We start from the raw sequence: 19,811 nt of genomic DNA on the forward strand, positions 1-19,811 counted from the left end.
GCTCGCGGCCGCGCTAGAGCGCGCCGCCCTGTTCGGTGATCATGCGGATGGCCGTCGCCGTGACGAAGTCGACCTGCCGTCGGATGAGCTCCAGCGCCGCGGGGGTGTCCCGCGAGACGAGCGCCTCGGCGATCCGCGGGATGAAGGGATGCCCCTCCCGGTCCTGCCACATCCGCGAGCGGTAGCTCTCGCGCCAGACCGTGGCGATGCTGAGCTGCCGGAAGTGCTGCACGAGCTGCCGGGACCCGGCGAGGCCGACGATGGTGCAGTGGAACTCGAGATTCGCCTCGAGGAAGGCGTCGAGCTCGGCCGAGGTGCTCGTCGGCGCGGTCGCGAGCGCCGCGGCCCGCTCTGCGATCGCGGCGAGCTCCTCATCGGAGGCGCGGGCGAGGTACTGGTCGACCACCCCCGTCTCGATCGTGGCCCGCGCCCCGTAGAGATTCCGCACGAGCGCCTCGGTGACGGGCGTCGGCGCGAAGCCCCCGTCCACCGTTCGTTCGACGAGGTTCTCGGTGACGAGCCGGACGAGCGCGTTGTAGACGTAGGCCGAGTCGGCCTCGAGCTCGGCGGCGAGCCCGGCCACCTCGAGGGCGCTGCCGAGCGGGGTGCGGCGGGTGAGCACCCAGGAGCGCACGCCCGCGTAGACGGCGGCCTCCGTCGACTGCTCGAGCGCGCCGAAACGGCCGCGGTAGTAGGCGAGCGGCTCGCCCGGCCGGGCCTCCGCGCTCACGACGGTGCCGAGGAAGACGGTGTGGGTGCCGCCGACGGCGGTCTCCGCGACGGTGCACTCCACGGTCGCGAGCGCGCCGTCGAGCAGGGGCAGGCCGTGGGGGCCCGCGCTCCAGGGGACGTCGGCGAACTTGTCCTCGCCCTTGCGGCCGAAGTGCCTGGCGAGGAGATCCTGCTCCACCGACAGGATGCTGATCGCGAAGCGGCCGGAGCGGGCGACGGCGTCGTGCGTCGTGCTCGAGCGGTTGAGGCACACGAGCATCATTGGGGGGTCCATGGACAGCGAGGACACGGCGGAGGCGGTCGTGCCGTACCGGCGCTCGCCGTCGTCGGTGGTGATGACGGTGACGCCGGAGGCGAAGTGCCCGGCCACGTTGCGGAAGACGGATTCGTCGACGGTGATCCGGGCGTCGTCGACCGGATGCGCGTGCTGCGGCATGCTGACTGCTTTCTCTGGGATGGCGGATGCGGGTTCAGGTGTTCACGGCGCGGCCGGGGCCGAAGGCGCTGCCGCGGGGGCTCGTCATGACCTTGCCGAGGAGGCCGAGGAGGATCTGCTGCTCGGGGGTCGACAGCGGGGAGAGCCAGCCCTCGGTGATCTCGAGGTGCCTGCGGTAGATGCCCGCGGTGAGCTCGGCGCCCGAGTCGGTGAGCGAGATGACGATGGAGCGCTGGTCCGTCGGCGAGTCAGCGGTGGTCGCGTAGCCGCTCGCGACGAGCGACTTGTAGGCGCCGGAGACCGCGGCGCGGCTCATCGAGGTGCGCGCCGCGATGCGGTGCGGCTCCTGCGGCCCGCCCACCCAGAGATCGAAGCAGACGCGGAAGCTGGCCCAGGTGAGACCGTCGAGCTGCAGCTCGTGCTCGGCCTCCACGGACATGAGCTTCGTGACGCGGCGGATGAGCAGGCCGATCGCCCCCGCCGGCCCCGCCCCGAGCGGGCCGAACTCCGTGCGGGCGCGCTCCTCGGCCTCCGCGACGAAGTCGAGGAACCCGTCGCGTCCGCTGTGCTGCTGGTCTGCCATGTCCTACCTCGCCGTTCCGATGGTCTTGAGCTCGCAGAAGGCGTCGAGGCCCGCGGCCCCGCCCTCCCGGCCGATGCCGCTCTCCCGCATGCCGCCGAAGGGGACGGCGGGGTCGGGCATGGGCGTGCGGTTCACCCACGCCATGCCGACGTCCAGCCGTTCGGCGACCGCCCGTGCCCGCGCCGCGTCCGAGCCCCACACGGTGGCCCCGAGCCCGAAGGGGCCGTCGTTGACCCGGTCGACCACGGCGTCGAGGTCGTCGTAGGCGACGAGCGGGAGGATCGGCCCGAACTGCTCGTCGTCGACGAGCGCCGTGCCCTCCGCGGCGCCGATGACGAGCGTCGGGGGGATGAACTGGCCCGATCCCGGGGCCGCGGCCGCCGCGCCGGCGACGAGCTCGCCCGTCCCGGCGTCCGCCTCGGCGATCAGGGCGCGCACCCGCTCGTACTGCGCGGGGGCGGTGAGCGCGGGGTGCGTCGCGTCGTCGTCGAACGGCGTGCCGACGCGCGCGGCCGTCGCGAGGTCCGCGAGCGCCGCCGCGAGCGGCGCAGCGAGGCCTTCCGGCGCGTAGACCCGCTTCGTCGCGACGCAGGCCTGCCCGCTCGAGGCGAAGGCCGAGCGGAAGATCTGCGGGGCGATCTCGGCGACGTCGGCGTCGGGGAGCACGATCGCGGGATCGTTGCCGCCGAGCTCGAGCTGGACGCGCTTCAGCGCGCCCGCGGCGGCGGCCATGACGGCCTTGCCCGCGGCGCGCGACCCGGTCAGCGTGATGAGCGCGGTGCGCGGGTGCTCCACGAGGCGGCGGCCGATCGCGGCATCGCCCGCGACGACCCGGAAGACGCCGACGGGGAGCACCGGGGCGAGCACGCGCTCGAGCAGGAGCGCGGTGAGCGGGGTCTCGGGGGAGGGCTTCGACACGACGGTGTTGCCGAGGAGCACGGCCACGGCGAGCTTGTTCACGAGCATGAGCAGCGGCATGTTCGCCGGCGTGATGGCGACGACCACCCCGAGCGGCTCCCGGACGAGCCTGAGCTCGCCGTGCGCGTCGTCGCGGAGCGTCTGGGCGGGGATCTCGAGCTCGGCGAAGTGGCGGAGGGCCGCGACCGAGGCCCGCACCTCCATGTCCGCCGCGGACCGGAGCTTGCCGTTCTCGAAGCAGATGAGGTGCAGGAAGTCCTCGGCGTGCCGCTCGAGCACCTCGGCCGCCGCGACGAGCGCCGCGCGTCGCGCCGCCTCGTCGCGCCGCCAGGCGCCGAAGGCCGCGTGCGCCGCCGCGACGGCCGCGTCGGCCTCCGCGGGCGTCGCGACGGCGTGGTCGAAGCCCCACTCCGTGCGCCAGGGCACGGTGACGCGCCCCGCGGGGCGACCCGGCGGGATCGCGTCGAGGCCGTGCTCGGCGAGGAGGGCGCCGAGCCGCGCGTACCAGCGGCCGGCGGCGGATTCGTCGTGCATGCGGTGTCCCTTTCTACAGACCGAGCCCGGGGGCGCGGCGCAGGAATCGATCGGCCAGCGCCAGCACGGTGAGCAGCGTGTTCGCGGAGGCCACGGTCGGCATGATGGAGGCGTCGACCACGCGCAGGCCCTCGACGCCCTGCACCCGGCAGTCGGGATCGACCACGGCGCTCGGATCGCCCGCGGCGCCCATGCGCGCGGTCGAGGTGAGGTGCATCGTGTCCTTCACGGTGGCGCGCAGCTCGGCGTCGTCGCGGGGCGCGGAGACGCCGCCGGTGCGTCGGGAGACGAAGGCGTCGTGCTCGAGGAGCCCGCGGGCGCGGACGAGACCGTCCCGGATCCGCTCGAGGTCCCGCTCGTCGGAGAGCATGCGCAGCTCGAAGTGCGGGTCGGCGCGCGGGTCGGCGCTCGCGAGGCTCATCCGCCCGGTGGAGTGCGGCTGCTCGAGGGAGACGGCGACGCCCGCCGTGGGCTGGCCGAACCAGTAGTTGTGGTTCGTCGCGAGGAGCATCATGTCGTTCTCCCGACCGTCCGCGAGCCCCGAGGAGTAGCGCACGATCACGTTCGTCGGGCGATTGCCGACGGAGGTCTGCTCGCGCTCGGGGACCGAGATCTCGGCGAACACGACCGCGTGATCCTGCGCGCCGATCCCGACGGGCAGATCGGCCACCGCGTCGATGCCGAGCTTCGCGAGCTCGGCCCGCGGGCCGATCCCGGAACGCCAGAGCATCGCGGGGCTGTGGGCCGCGCCCGCGCAGAGCACGACCTCTCCCCGGGCGCTCAGGCGATAGACGTTGCCCTCGGCGTCGCGGACGCCGCTCGCGCGCCCCGAGGCGAACTCGACGCGGTCGACCTGCACGCCGCCGCGGATCTCCAGGTTCGCCCGCCCGCGCGCCGGCTCGATCCAGGCGTGGTTGGTCGAGACGCGCAGCCCGTCCCTGATGTGCATCGCGAACGGGGACACCCCCGTGCTCGCGGGGTCGTTGTGGTCGGGCGCCCAGGCGTATCCGGCGTCGAGCGCCGCCTCCCGCAGCGCGCGGTCGATGCCGCCCCAGCCGGACTCCGGTTCGCGGTAGACGGGGAACGGGCCGTCCGTGCCGTGCACCGGCGACGCGGGGAAGTCGTGATCGTCCTCGATCGCGATGGCGCTCTCGAGCATCTCGGCGGGGCCCCAGCCCGCGGCCCCGCTCGTCTCCCAGTGGGCGAAGTCCGCGGGCACGCCGCGGATCGCGTAGAGGCCGTTGACCGTGGAGCTGCCGCCGAGCCCCCGGCCGCGCCGGTAGGAGAACGCCTCGTGCCCGTCGCCGCGGCGTGCGGTCACCCCGGTGTGGTAGAACTCCGGGCTGCGCAGGGTGGGCGGGCTCGCGAGCTGCATGCCGAGGCCGCGGGTGCGATCGCGGAACTCGGCGGGCGTGTCCGCGGCGCGGTAGTCGGGCCCGGCCTCCAGGACGAGGACGCGGCGGTCCGGATCGGCGCTGAGGCCGGCCGCGACGACGGCTCCGGCCGAGCCGCCGCCGACGACGATGACATCCCACATCTGCACTGGCTCCTTCACGCATCGGTGCGCCGCTCTGCGCACGTTCCGGGTGGCCCGACTCTAACAGTGATGCACGATTTGGTAAAGCAGTGAACTTGTTTTTCTCGACCGACTGCGTGTATTGCCTGAAAATACGGGATCTTGACGGGACATCCCTCGCGTAAACAGTTTTAGTAGTTGACTAACTTGTTCATGCTTGTCTACGATCGGGCAACAGCCCCTCGCGATCGGCGAGCGCGGCGCGCGGCCGCGGCCGCGTCCACCGGAGATACGGAACGGAACCCAACAATGGTGTTGAAGAAACGTTCGCTTGCGCGCGGCGCAGCGGTAGTGGCCATCGGCATGCTGGCACTGGCGGGATGCTCCGCGCAGACCGCCTCCGCAGACGGCGCCGACCTGGAGGGACTCGGTCTCTCCGCCGAGATCGAGGAGCAGCTCGTCGCGCTGTACGACGCCGCGATCGAGTCGGGCGACACGGAGGTGATGATCTACGCGGGCCACCACGACGAGTTCGTCCCGCTCTACGAGGCCTTCGAGGAGCGGTTCCCCGGCCTCAGCATCAGCACCGGCTCCTACGTGGGCGCCGAGCTGACCTCGACCCTCGAGGCCGAGCGCGAGACGGGGAAGCACCTCGTCTCCGTGCTCTCCAACCCGAACGGCGACCGCTACGTCGAGCAGGGGTTCGCGGAGCCCTACGAGGTGCTCACCTACAGCGACAACCCCGCGCTCGACGGACTCGTCGACCCCGCCCAGCTCACGGACGAGGAGCACAACTACTACTCGCCCTGGGCGCTGATGTTCAACTTCTCCTACAACACGGAGCTCATCGACGCCGACGAGCTGCCGCAGTCCTGGGCCGAGCTCGCCGATCCGGAGTGGGCGGGCAAGCTCACCTTCATGAACCCCTCCACCCCGGGCGGCACCCAGACCGTCCTGACCCAGCTCCTCTTCTCGGGAGTCATCGACGAGTCCGAGCTCGCGGCCATCGCCGGCAACGCCAAGGCCGTCGCGACCGATCAGCTCGCACTGCAGGGGATCAGCGCCGGGGAGTTCCCGGTGCAGCCGCTCGCGGCGACGACCTCCATCCTCAACGCCGCCGAGAGCGGCGCCCCCGTGGAGTCCTTCTTCCTCCCCGAGGACAACGTCGTCTCCACCGAGAAGTGGATGCTCACCGCCGGTGCGCCGTCCCCGGACGCGGCGAAGCTGTTCCTCAACTACCTCCACACGCTCGACGGGCAGCAGCAGGCCATGGCGATCGGCAACTTCCCGACCAACCAGGACCCCTCGCTCGAGTCGCCCCACGGCTGGCCGGCGCTCCAGGACGCGGGGATCCTGCCGCTGAAGGCCCAGTCGGAGCTGCGGCCGGCGATCGAGGAGTACACGCCCCTCTACCAGTCGACGTTCGCCGAGTAGCCAGATCCGCGCGCGGTGCCGGCCCCGGACGCCGGCACCGCGTCCCGAAGGAGGACCCATGACCCCCACCGCCCCCGAGCCGACCATCGCCGAGCTGCTGACGCGCCTCGACCGCCTCGAATCCGTGCAGCAGATCACGGAGCTCCACAACACCTACGTGCGCGATCTCGCGGATCGCAACTGGAGCGGCGTCGCCGAGGCGTACGCCGACGACGCGATCTGCGACATCCGCAATCACGGCGTCCACAGCGGGCGCGATGCGATCCAGGGGATGTTCGACGAGGAGCTGCTCCCCGTCGTGCACTCGCGCGACGGCTACATCCTGTCGTCGCCGAACATCGTCGTCGACGGCGACCGCGCGCACGGCGTCTGGACCTGGCACCGCTTCCAGGCCGACTTCAAGACCGGCCTCGGCGTCATGCGGGTGTGGGGGCCGTGGTCCGAGGGCAAGTACGTGGTCGACTACGCGCGGATCGACGGGGTCTGGAAGATCTCGAAGCTCTGGTTCCGCGTGCACGCGCCCGACAGCGATGCGGACATCGCCGCCGCGGGCCGGGAGCAGGCGGTCATCGGCGGAGGCTACGGACGGCCATGAACGCCACGCGCACGCGCACGCTCAACCGCCTGCGCGGCGGTCTGCGCAACCCCCAGCTGAGCGCGGTCGTCGTCTCGCTCGTCTGCTTCATCGCCCCCGCCGTCATGGTGGTCCAGGGCGCGTTCCGCACCTCCGCCTTCGGCGATTCGGACTGGACCGTCGCCCCGGTCCTCCGCGTCCTCGGCAAGGAGCGCACCTGGGAGGTGATGACGACGACGGTCGGCATGGGCATCGCGACCGTCGTGATCTCGACGCTCGCCGCCGCGCTGTTCGCGACGATCTACACCCGCACGCGGACGCCGCTGCGGCGCGCGATCCCGGTCATCATGGGCATCGTGGTCGCGACTCCCGGGCTCTTCTTCGCGATCTCCTGGGGCCTGCTCGGCAACCCGCGCATCGGCCTGCTGAACTCCGGGCTCGCGATGCTCTTCGGCGAGGACGGGCGCGTGCTCAACATGGAGTCGTGGTGGGGCGTGGTCTTCGCCTCGGCGCTCCGCCTCATCGCGCTCCAGTTCTTCCTGCTGCTCGGGCCGTTCATGGCGATGGACCACTCGCTCGACGAGGCGGCGCGGATGAGCGGGGCGAGCCCCGTGCGCGCCTTCTTCAGCATCCAGCTCCCCGTCATGCTCCCGGCGATCTCCGGCGTCATGATCCTCGCCTTCATCCTCTTCCTCGAGACCTTCGACGTCGCGCAGATCCTCGGCGTCCCCGCGGGCATCTACGTCGTGCCGACCGAGATCTACGCGTACCTGTCGCAGTCGACGGGGCCGCAATTCGCCGAGGCGAGCACCGTGTCCATCATGCTCATGGTCGTGCTCTTCCTGCTCGTCCTGCTGCAGATCAAGGTGCTGGGCAAGCGCTCCTTCACGACCGTCGGCGGCAAGGAGGCGCGCGGGCTCCTCCGGGACGCCGGACCGTGGAAGTGGGTCTTCTCGGGCTGCATCGTGGTCTACGCGCTGCTCGCGACCATCCTCCCGACGATCCAGCTCGTCACGGTGTCGCTCTCGCCCTTCCTCGGTGCGACGGGCAACTTCTCCCTGCAGCACTTCGTCGGCATCCTCGAGGACCAGAAGATGCTCGAGGCCTACGGCAACACCGCGGTCGTCGCCGCGGTCGGCGGGCTCCTCGCCGTCTTCGCGGCGATGCTCCTCACCTGGGCCGCACGCTTCCGCGCCGGCCCCCTGGCGCGGATCATCGAGTTCAGCCAATGGATCGGCCTCGCGATGCCCGGCCTCGTGCTCGCGCTCGGGGTCCTCTGGCTCTTCCTCGCGGTCCCCGCCCTGCACCAGTTCTACCGGACGCCGGTCATCCTGATGTTCGCGCTGTTCATCACGACGATCCCCATCGCGAGCCGCGCGACGAGCGGCGCCATGGTGCAGATCCCGCGCTCGCTCGAGGAGGCCGCCTGGATGAGCGGCGCCTCGAAGAGCCGGGCCCTGCTCCTCATCGTCGCCCGGCTGATCCTGCCGAGCTTCATCAGCGGGTGGGTGCTGAGCTTCGTGATCATCTGCGGCACCCTCTCGTCGCCGCTGCTGCTCGCCGGGCCGGAGTCCACGTTCCTGTCCGTGGAGGTCTACAAGCTCTACACCGAGGGCAAGGCTCCGGTCGCCGCGGCGGCGTTCGTCCTGCTCATCATCGGCTTCGCCGTCCTCTACGGGCTCGCGCAGCTCATCCGCCTGCTCGTCGCGCGGGCCGCGCGCGTGCCCCGCGAGGCCGCTGCGCCGGCCGCGCCCGCGAAGACCGACACCGTGACCATCGCGACCCGGCGGCCCCGCGCCCCGCAGCGCGTCCGTTCCTGAACCCGGAGGAGACCCCCATGACCGCACCCAGGCAGATGGCGCTGACGACCTTCGTCATGCCCCTCGGATACCACCGCAACAGCTGGCGCCGTCCCGGGAGCCGCGCCGAGGAGGTGCCCGGCCTCGCCTTCCTCGCCGACATCGCGCGCAAGGCCGAGCAGGCGAAGCTCGACGCGCTGTTCTTCGGCGACGTCGTGCACGCGACCCCCACCATGCGGGGGGACACCATGATGAACGGCTTCTACGAGCCGATGACCACGCTCTCCGCGCTGGCCGCATGCACCTCGCGCATCGGCCTCATCGGCACGATGTCCACCTCCCTTACGGAGCCGTATAACACGGCGCGGCAGCTCGCCTCGCTCGACCATCTCTCCGGCGGACGCGCCGGGTGGAACATCGTCACCTCGGCCGACGGCTTCCGCAACTTCGGCGTCCCGAGCGCGCCCGAGCCGGCGGAGCGCTACCGGCGGGCCGCCGAGTTCGTGGCCGTGGTGGAGGCGCTCTGGGACAGCTGGTCGGACGACGCGGTGGTCGTCGACCGGGAGGGCGGGCGCTGGCTGGATACGGCGAAACTGCGCCGGATCGACTTCGCCGGCGAGTACTTCGACGTCGAGGGGCCGATCAACATCCCGCGCTCGCCGCAGGGCCGCCCGGTGCTCGTGCAGGCCGGATCCTCGGGGCCGGGGATGGCGCTCGGAACCTCGGTGGCCGACGCCATCTACACCGCGCAGCCGGACCACGCGCAGGCGGTCGAGTTCTACGCGCGCAGCAAGCGGATGATCGCGGAGGCCGGGCGCGATCCCGAGCACGTGAAGATCATCCCGGGGATCGTGCCGGTCGTCGCGGACACCCAGCGCGAGGCCGACGAGATCGCCGCCGAGCTCAGCTCCTTCCTCGACGTCGAACAGGGGCGCGTGCAGATCGCCGGCGACCTCGGGGTCGACCTCGCCGACCTCGAGCTCGACGAGGCGATCCCGGCCGAGCGCTTCGCCGAGATCGGCACGCTCTCGAGCCGCCAGGGCATCTACCGGCGCAAGTCGCTCGAGCAGGGGCTGACGCTCCGCGAGCTCATCTTCGACCGGGCGCGATCGACGGGGCACCAGTGGATCGCGGGCACCGCGGCGACGATCGCCGATCGCATGCAGGAGTGGTTCGAGTCGCGCGCCTGCGACGGCTTCAACCTCAACTCGCCCTACAACCCCGACGGCTTCGACCGGATCTGCGACGGCCTCGTCCCCGAGCTGCAGGAGCGCGGGCTCTTCCGCGCCGAGTACGCGGAGACCACGCTGCGCGGCCACCTGGGCCTCGCGCGGCCCGCGGTCGAGTTCTGAGCGGAACGGAAGGAGACGCGGCCATGCAGGAGCGCATCATCACCCGGCCGGGAGTGGATCCGGACGAGGTCGTCGGGAAGCCGCCGCCCCCGCCGCTGCGGCACGAACTGGTCGAGCATCCGGAGCTCGTCGTGGAACGCGACCTGCCGCTGCGCATGCGCGACGGCGTGCGGATCTACGTCGACGTCTACCGCCCGTCCCGGGAGGCGACGGGACTCCCGGTGCTCCTGGCCTGGGGGCCGTACGGCAAGCACTGGGTGACCTCCCGCACCTTCGCGGGCTCGGGCGTCGACCCCGAGTGGGTGTCCGAGTTCACGGGATTCGAGGCCCCCGATCCGCGGTACTGGACCGCCCACGGCTACGCCGTGGTGTTCGCCGACCCCCGGGGGCTCTGGCACTCGGAGGGCGATTTCTCGCACAACGGGCCGCAGGAGCGCGAGGATCTGTACGACGCGATCGAGGCGCTCGCCGCCGCGGACTGGGCGAACGGCCGCGTCGGCATGCTCGGCGTCTCCTACCTCGCGGGAGCGCAGTACCAGGCCGCGGCCGCCGCGCCCCCGTCGCTGCGGGCGATCAGTCCCTGGGAGTGCTTCTCGGACTGGTACCGGGAGTTCGCGACCCACGGCGGGATCCCCGAGACCGGGTTCCGCCCGAGGGTCTCGCAGAACGTGTCGTACGGCCTCTCGCGGACCGAGGACACGGCGGCGAACCTCGCGGCCCACCCGCTCGACGACGACTACTACGCGGACAAGTACGGAGACCTCTCCGAGATCGCCGTGCCGGCCTACGTGGTCGCGTCCTGGAGCGATCACGGGCTGCATTCGCGCGGCACCCTGAACGCCTTCGCGGCGATCGCCTCGGAGCACAAGTGGCTCGAGATCCACGGGCAGAAGAAGTGGGAGTACTTCTACACGCCCGAGAGCGTCGAGCGCCAGCGGCGCTTCTTCGACGCCTTCCTCCGCGACGGCGGCGGCGCGGGCGCCCTCGCGGACTGGCCCCGGGTGCGCCTCGAGGTGCGCGACACGGGCGATCCCCGCGCGTCGCGCTGGGAGGAACTCGCGGACTGGCCGCCGCCCGACCGCCACGAGGTCTGGCACCTCGACGCGGCCGGCGGCCGTCTCGGCCCCGCCGCGCCCGACGCGGAGCGGACCGTGACCCTCGACCCGCTCGCGGAGACGGCGACGTTCACCCGGGTGTTCTCGGAGGAGACCCGGATCGTCGGGCCGATGGCGCTCCGGCTCTGGCTGAGCGCCGACGACGCCGACGACGCCGACGTCTTCGTGATCGTGCGCAAGCTCGGCGCCGACGGCGAGGAGATCCGCTTCCCCTTCAACGCGCTGTTCGCCGATGGGCCGGTGGCGCTCGGCTGGCTGCGCGCCAGCCACCGGGCGCTCGCCCCTGAGGCGTCCACGGCGCTCGTTCCCGTCCACCCCCACGACCGCGAGGAGCCGCTCGTTCCCGGGGAGCCCGTACGGCTCGACATCGAGATCTGGGCCTCGGGCACGGTGTTCCACCCCGGCGAGCGCCTCGCCGTCGACGTCCAGGGACGCGACTTCGTGAAGCGGGCGCCCGCGGACGGCGTGCCGCCCCTGCAGATCCTCCACGAGGACCTCCGGAACTCGGGTGCGTGGACCCTCTGGACGGGGCCCGAGCACCCCTCGGCCCTCGTCGTGCCGCGGAGCTGACGACGGCGAACGGCCGAGGCCCCCGCACCGATCCGGGATCGGTGCGGGGGCCTCGGCCGTTCCTGCTGCGCCGTCCTAGGCGTCGGCCTTCGCGAGGTCGTGCGTGTTCAGCGCGCGGAAGGCGAGGGCCGCGAGCGCGCCGCCGACGAGCGGGGCGAGCACGTACAGCCAGATGTACGCCCAGTCGAACTGGCCGCTGATGGAGAGGCCGAACGCGACGGCCGGGTTGAAGCCGCCGCCCGAGACGCCGCCGACGGCGATCGCGCCGGCCGTGACCGTGCCGCCGATGGCGAGACCGTAGAAGGAGTTGCCGTCGTTGTCCTTCGAGGTCGCGACGTTCAGCACGACGTAGACGAGGATGAAGGTCACGATGAGCTCGACGATGAACGCCGGGGCGAGCTCGATCTCGGTGGGCGCTGCGGGGCGCTCCCAGATGGCCATGCTCGCGAGCGCGGCGAGGGCCGCGCCGATGAGCTGCGCGACGACGTAGGCGATGAAGCCGACGCCGTCGAGCGCGCCGCGGATGAGCGCGCCCAGGGAGACGGCAGGGTTCAGATGCGCCCCCGAGATGTGGCCGGTCGCGTAGACGAGCACCATGAGGGTGAAACCGATGGCGACGGGCGTCAGATCGCTGCCGCTGTTGACCGCGGCGATGATCGTGAAGACGAACAGGAAGGTGGCGAGTGCTTCAGCTACCGCATTGCGCACGGTACCGGTCATGAGGGCTCTCTTTCTCGGAGTGTCCAGGGTGATTTCTCAGGCGGCTCCCATTATGTCAAACCGCCTGACCTCTGAACAGGGGTATTGCCGCGCGGCGTCATCATCGATGCACGTGCTCGCCCTCGCTCCGATGGCTCGCCGGCTCCAGCTGCAGCGTGACGTGCGCGGTGCCGAAGTGCTCGCGGAGGCAGGATCGGAGCTCGTCGAGAACGGCGTGGTAGGCGCGCTCGCCCCAGGCCTCGTCGGCGATGGTCACGTGCGCGGAGAACGCCGGCACCCCCGAGGTGATCGTCCACGCGTGCAGGTCGTGCACGGCCGTCACCCCGGGCACCGCGAGCATGTGGGCGCGGGCGGCGTCGACATCGATGTGCTTGGGGCTCGCCTCGAGGAGCACGTCGACGACGTCGCGCAGCAGGCTGATCGCGCGGGGGAGGATGAGCACCGCGATGAGGATCGAGGCGATCTGGTCGGCGGGGGTCCAGCCGGTGAGCAGGATCACGATGCCGGCGGCGATCACGAGGACCGAGCCGAGGAGGTCGCCGAGCACTTCGAGGTAGGCGCCGCGCACGTTGAGGCTCTCGCGCTGCCCGGAGCGGAGGATGAGCAGCGAGGCGAGGTTGGCCGCGGCGCCGATGATCGCCGCGACGAGCATCGGGCCCGACTGCACCTCGACCTCGCTGCCGAAGCGCGCGATCGCCTGCGCGAAGATGACGACGGCGATGACGCCGAGCACGATCCCGTTCACGAGCGCGGCGAGGATCTCGACGCGGAGGTAGCCGAAGGTGCGCTTCGAGGTCGCGGGAAGCCCCGCGATGAGGCTCGCGATGAGGGCGATGGCGACGCCGGTCGCGTCGGTGAGCATGTGCCCGGCGTCGGCGAGCAGCGAGAGGGAGTTCGAGACGACCGCGCCGATGACCTGGACGAGGAAGACCGTGAGGGTGATCGCGAGGACGAGGATCAGCCGCCGGCGGTGCCGCCCCGTCGCCGTGCCGTGGGCGTCAAGTCCGTGGTCGTGCCCGTGCCCGTGCCCTCCCATCGCGGTCGCGGCGGGGGCGGGCGTCTCCGGGTGCCCCGTGCTGAACCCCGGGCCGGGGGCGCAGTCCTCCGGCGCGCCGGCGCCGCGGTCGCCTGCGCGCGGCCCGCCGGTCCCGCGATCACCGTTCCCGGGCCCGCCGGGGGCCGCCCCGGTCGCGTCGTCGTGTTCGTGCATGGCGCTCTTCGGCCTCCTGTCCGCTTCGCGTCCAGCATACCCCTCTGGGGTATGCTTCGCGATCCTTCCGGGCGGCGGTCCGCGACTCAGCCGCGCAGGGCGTCGAGCACCGCGGCGATCCGCCGCTCCCGCGTCTCGGACCGCTTCGCCTCGGCCACCGCGCGGGCGTGCTCCTTGTGGTGCGAGGGAGCGAGGGCGTCGAAGGCGCGGCGCAGCTGCGGCTCGGCGTCCAGTGCCGCGGCGAGCTCGGCGGGCAGGTCGACCGCGCGCTCCGCCGTGTCCAGGGCGATCTCGGCCTCCACGGCGTCGCCGATCTCCACGCCGAGCTCGGCGCGCGCGGCCTTCGACAGGCCGATGAGGGAGCGGCCGCCCATCGAGCCGAGCCGCAGCCGGGCCGTCCGGCCGCCGATGGTCACGAGCACGGCGGCGCGCTTGCCCCCGCCGAGCTCCGCCACCTGATCGGCGCTCAGCTCGAGCGCGGTCGCGGGCCCCTCGGGGGCGAGAACGGTGCTGATCCGGAGGCTCATGCGCTCCAGTATCGCCCGCCCGGGCGTGCGCGTCCAGGGGCGGGGGTCGTCCGCCGGCCACGGCGCACGCGATACGCTCGAGGATATGGATTCCGCCCGCCCCGCTCCGCTGCGCATCGGCTTCGTCATGCTGCACACCTCGCCGCTCGACGTGCCGGGCACGAAGGATGCGGGCGGCATGAACGTCGTGGTGCGCGCGCAGGCGGAGGCGCTCGCCCACGCGGGGCACGAGGTGCGCATCTTCACGCGGCGCAGCGACGAGGAATCGCCCGAGCGCGTGCAGCTGGCCTCCGGGCTCACGGTCGTGCATCTGGCGGCCGGCCCGGCCAGGCTGCTCGCGAAGGGCGAGCACGAGGCGGTCATGGCGGAGTTCGGCGAGCTCCTCGACGTCGCGCTCGACCGCGATCCCGTCGACCTCCTCCACGCCGAGCACTGGTTCTCGGGCATCGCCGCGCTGCCGGTGGCCCGCCGCCGGCGCCTGCCGCTGGTGCAGAGCTACCACTCGATCGCCGCGCCCCCCGACTCCCCGCTCGGCGACGGCGAGCGCCCCGAGTCCCCCGGCCGGCAGGCGGGGGAGCGCCGGCTCGCGCACGAGGCCGACCTCATCATCGCCGTGAGCGAGGCGGAGCGCCGCACCGTCCTCGAGCGGCTCGCCGGCGATCCCGAGCGCGTCCGCGTCGTCCCGCTCGGCGTCGACACGGAGCTCTTCCACCCCTGCGTCACCGACGAGTGCAGCGAGCAGCGCGACTGGTTCAGCCGCGGCGGCCGGCCCGAGGCGATCGTCGTCGGGCGCCTGCACCCCCTCAAGGGCTTCGACCTCGTGATCGACGCGATCGCGGCGATCCCCGCGGATCGCCGCCCGGTGCTCCGCATCGTCGGCGCACCGCCCCCGGACGGCGACGCGCATGTGCGCGCGCTGCACGAGGCGGTCGCGCGCCACGGCATGCTCGCGACGACCGCCTTCGACGGCGCGCTCCGGCGCCGCGAGCTCGCGGAGCGGATCCGCAGCGCCTCGCTCATGCTGGTGCCCTCCCACTCCGAGACCTTCGGTCTCGTCGCGCTCGAGGCGGCGGCGTCGGGCATCCCGGTGATCGCGCGCGCCGCGGGCGGCCTGCGCGAGGCCGTGGTCGACGGGGACACGGGCGTCCTCATCCCCTCGGCCGACGCCGCCGAGGAGCCCCGCCTCTGGGCCGACGCGATCGCGGCGCTGCTCGCCGACCCCGTCGAGCTCGGGCGCATGGGCGCCGCGGCCAGGCAGCACGCCCTCCGGCGCAGCTGGGCGGCCTCGGCCGAGCGCCTCCTCGCGGTCTACCGCGAGGTCATCGCCGGCGCGCGGGCGACCGCCTAGCGCGAGACGAGCGTCGTCTCGAAGGAGTAGAGGTCGGGGCGGTAGCAGTGGTGCCCGGCCTCGACCACGCGGCCGCCGTGGTCGAAGGCGACGCGATCCATGGTCAGCAGCGGGCTGCCCTTCGCGATGTCGAGCAGCTCGTGCTCGTCGCCGTGGGTCCGCCGCGCGCCGATCGTCTGGTTCGCGATCTTGATGGTGATCCCGCGGGCCCGCAGCATCTCGTAGAGGCCCTGCTTCTCGAGGTCCGCCGCCGTGATGTCGGCGAACTCCGGCGGCAGGAGGTTCTCGAGGATCGCCATCGGCGTGCCGTCGGCGCTGCGCACCCGCCGGATCCGGCTGATGACCGTGCCGACCGGCACCTGGAGCCGCGCGGCGGCGTCCTCGTCGGCGGCGACGTGCTCGACCGAGAGCACCTCGGTCGTCGGATGGTGCCCGACCCGGGTGAGGTCCTCGTGGAGGCTCGTGAGCTCGACCGGGCGGCTCACCCGCGCCTGCACGACCTGCGTGCCGATCCCGCGCCGTCGCACGAGCAGCCCCTGGTCGACGAGCTCCTGGATGGCCCGGCGGACCGTGGGGCGCGAGAGCCCGAGCCGCTCGCCGATGGCGATCTCGTTCTCGAGCCGCGCCCCGGCGGGGATGACCCCCTCGCGGATCGCGCGCTCGAGCCGGCTGGAGATCTGGTAGTACAGCGGGACCGGACCGGTGCGGTCGAGGTCGCTGAACATCTCTTCCGGCCAGACGGGATCGGTGCTCATGTGGTCTCCTGCGCGTTCGACGGCGCTCGGATCGTCACGACGGCGTCACGACTCCTGCGTCGGTATGTGCTGACAACATTACCTCCAAACCGGGGGCGCGCGCGGATCGATCCTCCGCTGCGGCGCGGCGCGGCGCGCGACCGCCCCGGGGCTGGTGTGAGCGGGACTTCGTGCTATTGTTAGGACAAATGCAGCGACGCAGGCGATCCGGCCTGCCGCGACGAGAGGCGGGAAGCGAATGTCGGAACAACGACGTCCTGATGACGTGCTGGTGATGGGGCGACTCGGCGTCGACGTGTACCCGCTGCAGGACGGGGTCGGGCTCGAGGACGTCACGAGCTTCGGCAAGTACCTCGGCGGCAGCGCCGCGAACGTCGCCGTGGCCGCCGCGAAGTACGGCCACGGCAGCGCGCTCGTCTCCCGCGTCGGCGACGACCCCTTCGGCCGCTACCTGCTCCGCGAGCTCGCGCGGCTCGGCGTCGACCCGCGCGAGGTGCGCGTCGATCCCCGCTACGCGACCCCCGTCACCTTCTGCGAGATCTTCCCGCCCGACGACTTCCCGCTCTACTTCTACCGCGAGCCGAAGGCGCCCGACCTCGAGATCGCGCCCGAGGATCTCGACGCCGAGGCGATCCGGGCCGCGCGGATCCTGTGGCTCACCGTCACGGGCCTCAGCCAGGAGCCGAGCCGGGCCGCGCACCACGAGGCGCTGCGCCTGCGCGAGCGCCGCAGCCACACGGTCCTCGACCTCGACTACCGGCCCATGTTCTGGGCCGATCCGGCCGAGGCGGGCGCCGAGGTCGCGCGGGCGCTCGACCACGTCACCGTCGCGGTGGGCAACCGCGAGGAGTGCGAGGTCGCCGTGGGCGAGACCGAGCCCGACCGCGCCGCCGACGCCCTCCTCGAACGCGGCATCGAACTCGCGATCGTGAAGCAGGGGCCCAAGGGCGTGCTCGCCAAGACGCGCGACGAGCGCGTCGAGGTCCCCCCGCACTTCGTCGACGTGATCAACGGGCTCGGCTCGGGCGACGCCTTCGGCGGCGCGCTCTGCCACGGCCTGCTCGAGGGCTGGGGCCTCGAGCGCATCCTCGCCTTCGCGAACGTCGCGGGCGCGATCGTCGCGACCCGCCGCGAATGCTCCACCGCCATGCCCGACGCGACCGAGATCGAGACGGTCCTCGCCGGCGGCGCGATCCCCGCACCGAAGGAGGCCTGAGATGGCACTGGACTTCGACCGCCTGCGCGAGCTGCGCGCCGCCGATCCCGCCGGCATCGGCCGCGCGCTCGCCGGGCGCTCGCGGCGCGAGGTCATCCGCGGCGATGGCAGGCTCTTCATCGTCGCCGCCGATCATCCGGCGCGCGGCGCGATCGCCGTCGGCTCCGACGCGACGGCGATGGCCGACCGCTACGAGCTCCTCGAGCGCATGGCGCTCGCACTCTCCCGCCCCGGCGTGGACGGCGTGCTCGGCACCCCCGACATCATCGACGACCTCGCCGCCCTCGGCCTCCTCGACGACAAGATCGTCGTCGGCTCCATGAACCGCGGGGGCCTGCGCGGCGCGTCCTTCGAGCTCGACGACCGCTACACGGCCTACGACGTCGCGGCGATGGCGCGCCAGGGCCTCGACTTCGCGAAGACCCTCATCCGCGTCGACCTCGCCGACGCCGGCACGGCCCCGACGCTCGAGGCCACCGCGCGCGCGGTCGACGCCGCCGCCGCCGCCGGGCTCCCGATCATGCTCGAGCCCTTCATGAGCAGCCGCGTGAACGGGAAGGTCGTGAACGACCTCTCGGCCGACGCCGTCATCCTCTCGACCGCCATCGCCTCCGGTCTCGGCAATTCGAGCGCCTACACCTGGATGAAGCTCCCGGTCGTCCCCGAGATGGAGCGCGTCATGGCGGCCACCACGATGCCGACGCTGCTGCTCGGCGGCGACAACGGCGGCGATCCCGACGAGACCTTCGCCTCCTGGGAAGCGGCGCTCGCGCTCCCCGGAGTCCGCGGCCTCACCGTCGGCCGCACGCTCCTCTACCCCCACGACGGCGACGTCGCCGCCGCGGTCGACACCGCGGCCGGGCTCGTCCACCGGGACCTCGCGTAGCCTGATCCCGAGCCGCCCCCCCCGCACGCCCCGACACCGAAGGAAGACCCCATGAGCACCGAACTCCCCGTGATCCCGCACTGGATCGATGGCACCCGCCGCCCCTCCGCCTCCGGCCGCACCGCCCCGGTCTACAACCCCGCGACCGGCGAGGTGCAGGCCCACGTCGCCCTCGCCGACGAGGCCGAGATCGCCGAAGCGATCGCCTCCGCGCAGCGCGGCTTCGAGCGGTGGAGCGCGTACTCCATCGCGAAGCGCCAGGCCGTCATCTTCAAGTTCCGCGAGCTGCTCAATGCGCGCAAGCCCGAGCTCGCGAAGATCATCACCTCCGAGCACGGCAAGGTCGTCTCGGACGCGATGGGCGAGATCCTCCGCGGCCAGGAGGTCGTCGAGCTCGCGACCGGCTTCCCGCACCTCATCAAGGGCGCCTTCTCCGAGAACGCCTCGACCGGCATCGACGTCTACTCGATCAAGCAGCCCCTCGGCGTCGTCGGGATCATCTCGCCCTTCAACTTCCCCGCCATGGTGCCGATGTGGTTCTTCCCCGTCGCCATCGCCGCGGGCAACTCGGTCATCCTCAAGCCCTCGGAGAAGGATCCCTCGGCCGCGATCTGGATGGCGGAGCTGTGGCGCGAGGCCGGGCTCCCCGACGGCGTCTTCACCGTGCTCAACGGCGACAAGCTCGCGGTGGACGGCCTGCTCACCGACCCGGTCGTGCAGTCGATCTCCTTCGTGGGCTCGACGCCGATCGCCCAGTACATCTACGAGACCGCCTCGAAGCACGGCAAGCGCGTGCAGGCCCTCGGCGGAGCGAAGAACCACATGCTCGTGCTGCCCGATGCGGATCTCGACCTCGTCGCCGACCAGGCGATCAACGCCGGCTACGGCGCCGCGGGCGAGCGCTGCATGGCGATCTCCGTCGTGCTGGCCGTCGAGCCCGTCGCCGACGAGCTCATCGCGAAGATCACGGAGCGCATCGCGAAGCTCAGCATCGGCAACGGCGCCTCCACGCCCGAGCCCGACATGGGCCCGCTCATCACCGACGTGCACCGCGACAAGGTGCGGGGCTACATCGACATCGCCGAGCAGGACGGCGCCGTGATCGTGGTCGACGGCCGCGACTTCCAGGTCGACGGACACGAGAACGGCTTCTTCGTCGGGCCGACGCTCATCGACCAGCTGCCCACCACCTCGCGCGCCTACACCGAGGAGATCTTCGGCCCGGTGCTCGAGGTCGTGCGCGTGCAGACCTTCGAGGAGGGCGTGGCGCTCATCAACTCGGGCGCCTTCGGCAACGGCACCGCGATCTTCACGAACGACGGCGGGGCGGCGCGCCGCTTCCAGCACGAGATCCAGGTCGGCATGATCGGCATCAACGTGCCGATCCCGGTCCCGGTGGCCTACCACTCCTTCGGCGGGTGGAAGGCCTCGCTGTTCGGCGACGCGAAGGCGTACGGCGTGCAGGGCTTCGAGTTCTTCACGCGCGAGAAGGCCATCACGAGCCGCTGGCTCGATCCGGCCACGCACGGCGGCATCAACCTCGGCTTCCCGCAGAACGACTAGCCGAACGACCGGATCGAGGAGAG

The 19,811-nt window shown here is 72.3% G+C and carries 17 protein-coding genes; 9 read left to right on the forward strand and 8 right to left on the reverse strand.

The window, feature by feature from the left end; all coding sequences use genetic code 11:
• Positions 1 to 13: 13 nt before the first annotated feature.
• The 4 genes from MUN78_RS15780 to MUN78_RS15795 are packed head-to-tail and all read right to left on the reverse strand — an operon-like array spanning position 14 to position 4,740.
• Positions 14 to 1,168 carry a flavin reductase gene (locus tag MUN78_RS15780; RefSeq protein WP_244727685.1) on the reverse strand — a complete coding sequence of 385 codons (1,155 nt, stop codon included), beginning with the start codon at positions 1,166 to 1,168 and terminating at the stop codon, positions 14 to 16.
• Positions 1,169 to 1,202: 34 nt separating this feature from the next.
• Positions 1,203 to 1,751: a MarR family winged helix-turn-helix transcriptional regulator gene (locus MUN78_RS15785; RefSeq protein ID WP_244727687.1), complete on the reverse strand. Its 549-nt coding sequence runs from the start codon at positions 1,749 to 1,751 to the stop codon at positions 1,203 to 1,205.
• Positions 1,752 to 1,754: 3 nt separating this feature from the next.
• Positions 1,755 to 3,203 (reverse strand): aldehyde dehydrogenase family protein, encoded by a 1,449-nt coding sequence (locus MUN78_RS15790; protein ID WP_244727688.1) that lies wholly within the window; start codon positions 3,201 to 3,203, stop codon positions 1,755 to 1,757.
• 13 nt (positions 3,204 to 3,216) lie between these two features.
• On the reverse strand, positions 3,217 to 4,740 hold the full coding sequence (locus MUN78_RS15795) for a GMC family oxidoreductase (RefSeq protein ID WP_244730136.1): 1,524 nt from the start codon (positions 4,738 to 4,740) through the stop codon (positions 3,217 to 3,219).
• Between the two features lie 330 nt (positions 4,741 to 5,070).
• On the opposite strand from MUN78_RS15795, the gene MUN78_RS15800 reads away from it, so the two are divergent.
• From MUN78_RS15800 to MUN78_RS15820, 5 genes are read left to right on the forward strand one after another with little or no spacing between them, the layout of a single operon-like run.
• Positions 5,071 to 6,153: an ABC transporter substrate-binding protein gene (locus tag MUN78_RS15800; RefSeq protein ID WP_244727690.1), complete on the forward strand. Its 1,083-nt coding sequence runs from the start codon at positions 5,071 to 5,073 to the stop codon at positions 6,151 to 6,153.
• Positions 6,154 to 6,211: 58 nt separating this feature from the next.
• Complete coding sequence (locus MUN78_RS15805; protein WP_244692198.1) at positions 6,212 to 6,748, forward strand: nuclear transport factor 2 family protein; 537 nt, start codon at positions 6,212 to 6,214, stop codon at positions 6,746 to 6,748.
• Positions 6,745 to 8,547, forward strand: coding sequence for an ABC transporter permease (locus MUN78_RS15810; protein WP_244727692.1), 1,803 nt, complete (start codon positions 6,745 to 6,747; stop codon positions 8,545 to 8,547). The genes MUN78_RS15805 and MUN78_RS15810 overlap by 4 nt, the downstream gene beginning before the upstream one ends.
• A 17-nt stretch (positions 8,548 to 8,564) precedes the next feature.
• A complete protein-coding gene (locus tag MUN78_RS15815) occupies positions 8,565 to 9,878 on the forward strand; it encodes an LLM class flavin-dependent oxidoreductase (RefSeq protein ID WP_244727694.1) in 1,314 nt (437 codons plus the stop codon).
• Between the two features lie 23 nt (positions 9,879 to 9,901).
• Positions 9,902 to 11,563: a CocE/NonD family hydrolase gene (locus tag MUN78_RS15820; protein ID WP_244727695.1), complete on the forward strand. Its 1,662-nt coding sequence runs from the start codon at positions 9,902 to 9,904 to the stop codon at positions 11,561 to 11,563.
• Between the two features lie 75 nt (positions 11,564 to 11,638).
• Here the strand turns inward: MUN78_RS15820 and MUN78_RS15825 are convergent, their stop codons facing one another.
• From MUN78_RS15825 to MUN78_RS15835, 3 genes are all read right to left on the reverse strand, one after another.
• Positions 11,639 to 12,283 carry an MIP/aquaporin family protein gene (locus MUN78_RS15825; RefSeq protein ID WP_244692202.1) on the reverse strand — a complete coding sequence of 215 codons (645 nt, stop codon included), beginning with the start codon at positions 12,281 to 12,283 and terminating at the stop codon, positions 11,639 to 11,641.
• 100 nt (positions 12,284 to 12,383) lie between these two features.
• Positions 12,384 to 13,319, reverse strand: coding sequence for a cation diffusion facilitator family transporter (locus MUN78_RS15830; RefSeq protein WP_244730138.1), 936 nt, complete (start codon positions 13,317 to 13,319; stop codon positions 12,384 to 12,386).
• Positions 13,320 to 13,579: 260 nt separating this feature from the next.
• Positions 13,580 to 14,020 carry a YdeI/OmpD-associated family protein gene (locus tag MUN78_RS15835; protein WP_244727697.1) on the reverse strand — a complete coding sequence of 147 codons (441 nt, stop codon included), beginning with the start codon at positions 14,018 to 14,020 and terminating at the stop codon, positions 13,580 to 13,582.
• A gap of 85 nt (positions 14,021 to 14,105) precedes the next feature.
• On the opposite strand from MUN78_RS15835, the gene MUN78_RS15840 reads away from it, so the two are divergent.
• Complete coding sequence (locus MUN78_RS15840) at positions 14,106 to 15,368, forward strand: glycosyltransferase (RefSeq protein ID WP_244727699.1); 1,263 nt, start codon at positions 14,106 to 14,108, stop codon at positions 15,366 to 15,368.
• On the opposite strand, the gene MUN78_RS15845 is transcribed toward MUN78_RS15840, so the two are convergent.
• On the reverse strand, positions 15,365 to 16,123 hold the full coding sequence (locus MUN78_RS15845; RefSeq protein WP_244727701.1) for a GntR family transcriptional regulator: 759 nt from the start codon (positions 16,121 to 16,123) through the stop codon (positions 15,365 to 15,367). The two genes, MUN78_RS15840 and MUN78_RS15845, sit on opposite strands and share 4 nt — an antisense overlap.
• Positions 16,124 to 16,361: 238 nt before the next feature.
• Between MUN78_RS15845 and iolC the strand changes: the two genes are divergently transcribed.
• Genes iolC through MUN78_RS15860 form a run of 3 tightly spaced genes read left to right on the forward strand, consistent with a single transcriptional unit; the run spans position 16,362 to position 19,788 of the window.
• A complete protein-coding gene (gene iolC / locus MUN78_RS15850) occupies positions 16,362 to 17,339 on the forward strand; it encodes a 5-dehydro-2-deoxygluconokinase (RefSeq protein WP_244727702.1) in 978 nt (325 codons plus the stop codon).
• A 1-nt stretch (position 17,340) separates the two neighbouring features.
• Entirely contained in the window at positions 17,341 to 18,225 is an 885-nt protein-coding gene (locus MUN78_RS15855; protein WP_244727704.1) for a class I fructose-bisphosphate aldolase, read from the forward strand.
• A gap of 51 nt (positions 18,226 to 18,276) precedes the next feature.
• Positions 18,277 to 19,788 carry a CoA-acylating methylmalonate-semialdehyde dehydrogenase gene (locus tag MUN78_RS15860; RefSeq protein ID WP_244727706.1) on the forward strand — a complete coding sequence of 504 codons (1,512 nt, stop codon included), beginning with the start codon at positions 18,277 to 18,279 and terminating at the stop codon, positions 19,786 to 19,788.
• The last annotated feature ends 23 nt before the right edge of the window (positions 19,789 to 19,811 follow it).

Source organism: Leucobacter allii (genome assembly GCF_022919155.1).
Classification (GTDB): domain Bacteria; phylum Actinomycetota; class Actinomycetes; order Actinomycetales; family Microbacteriaceae; genus Leucobacter; species Leucobacter allii.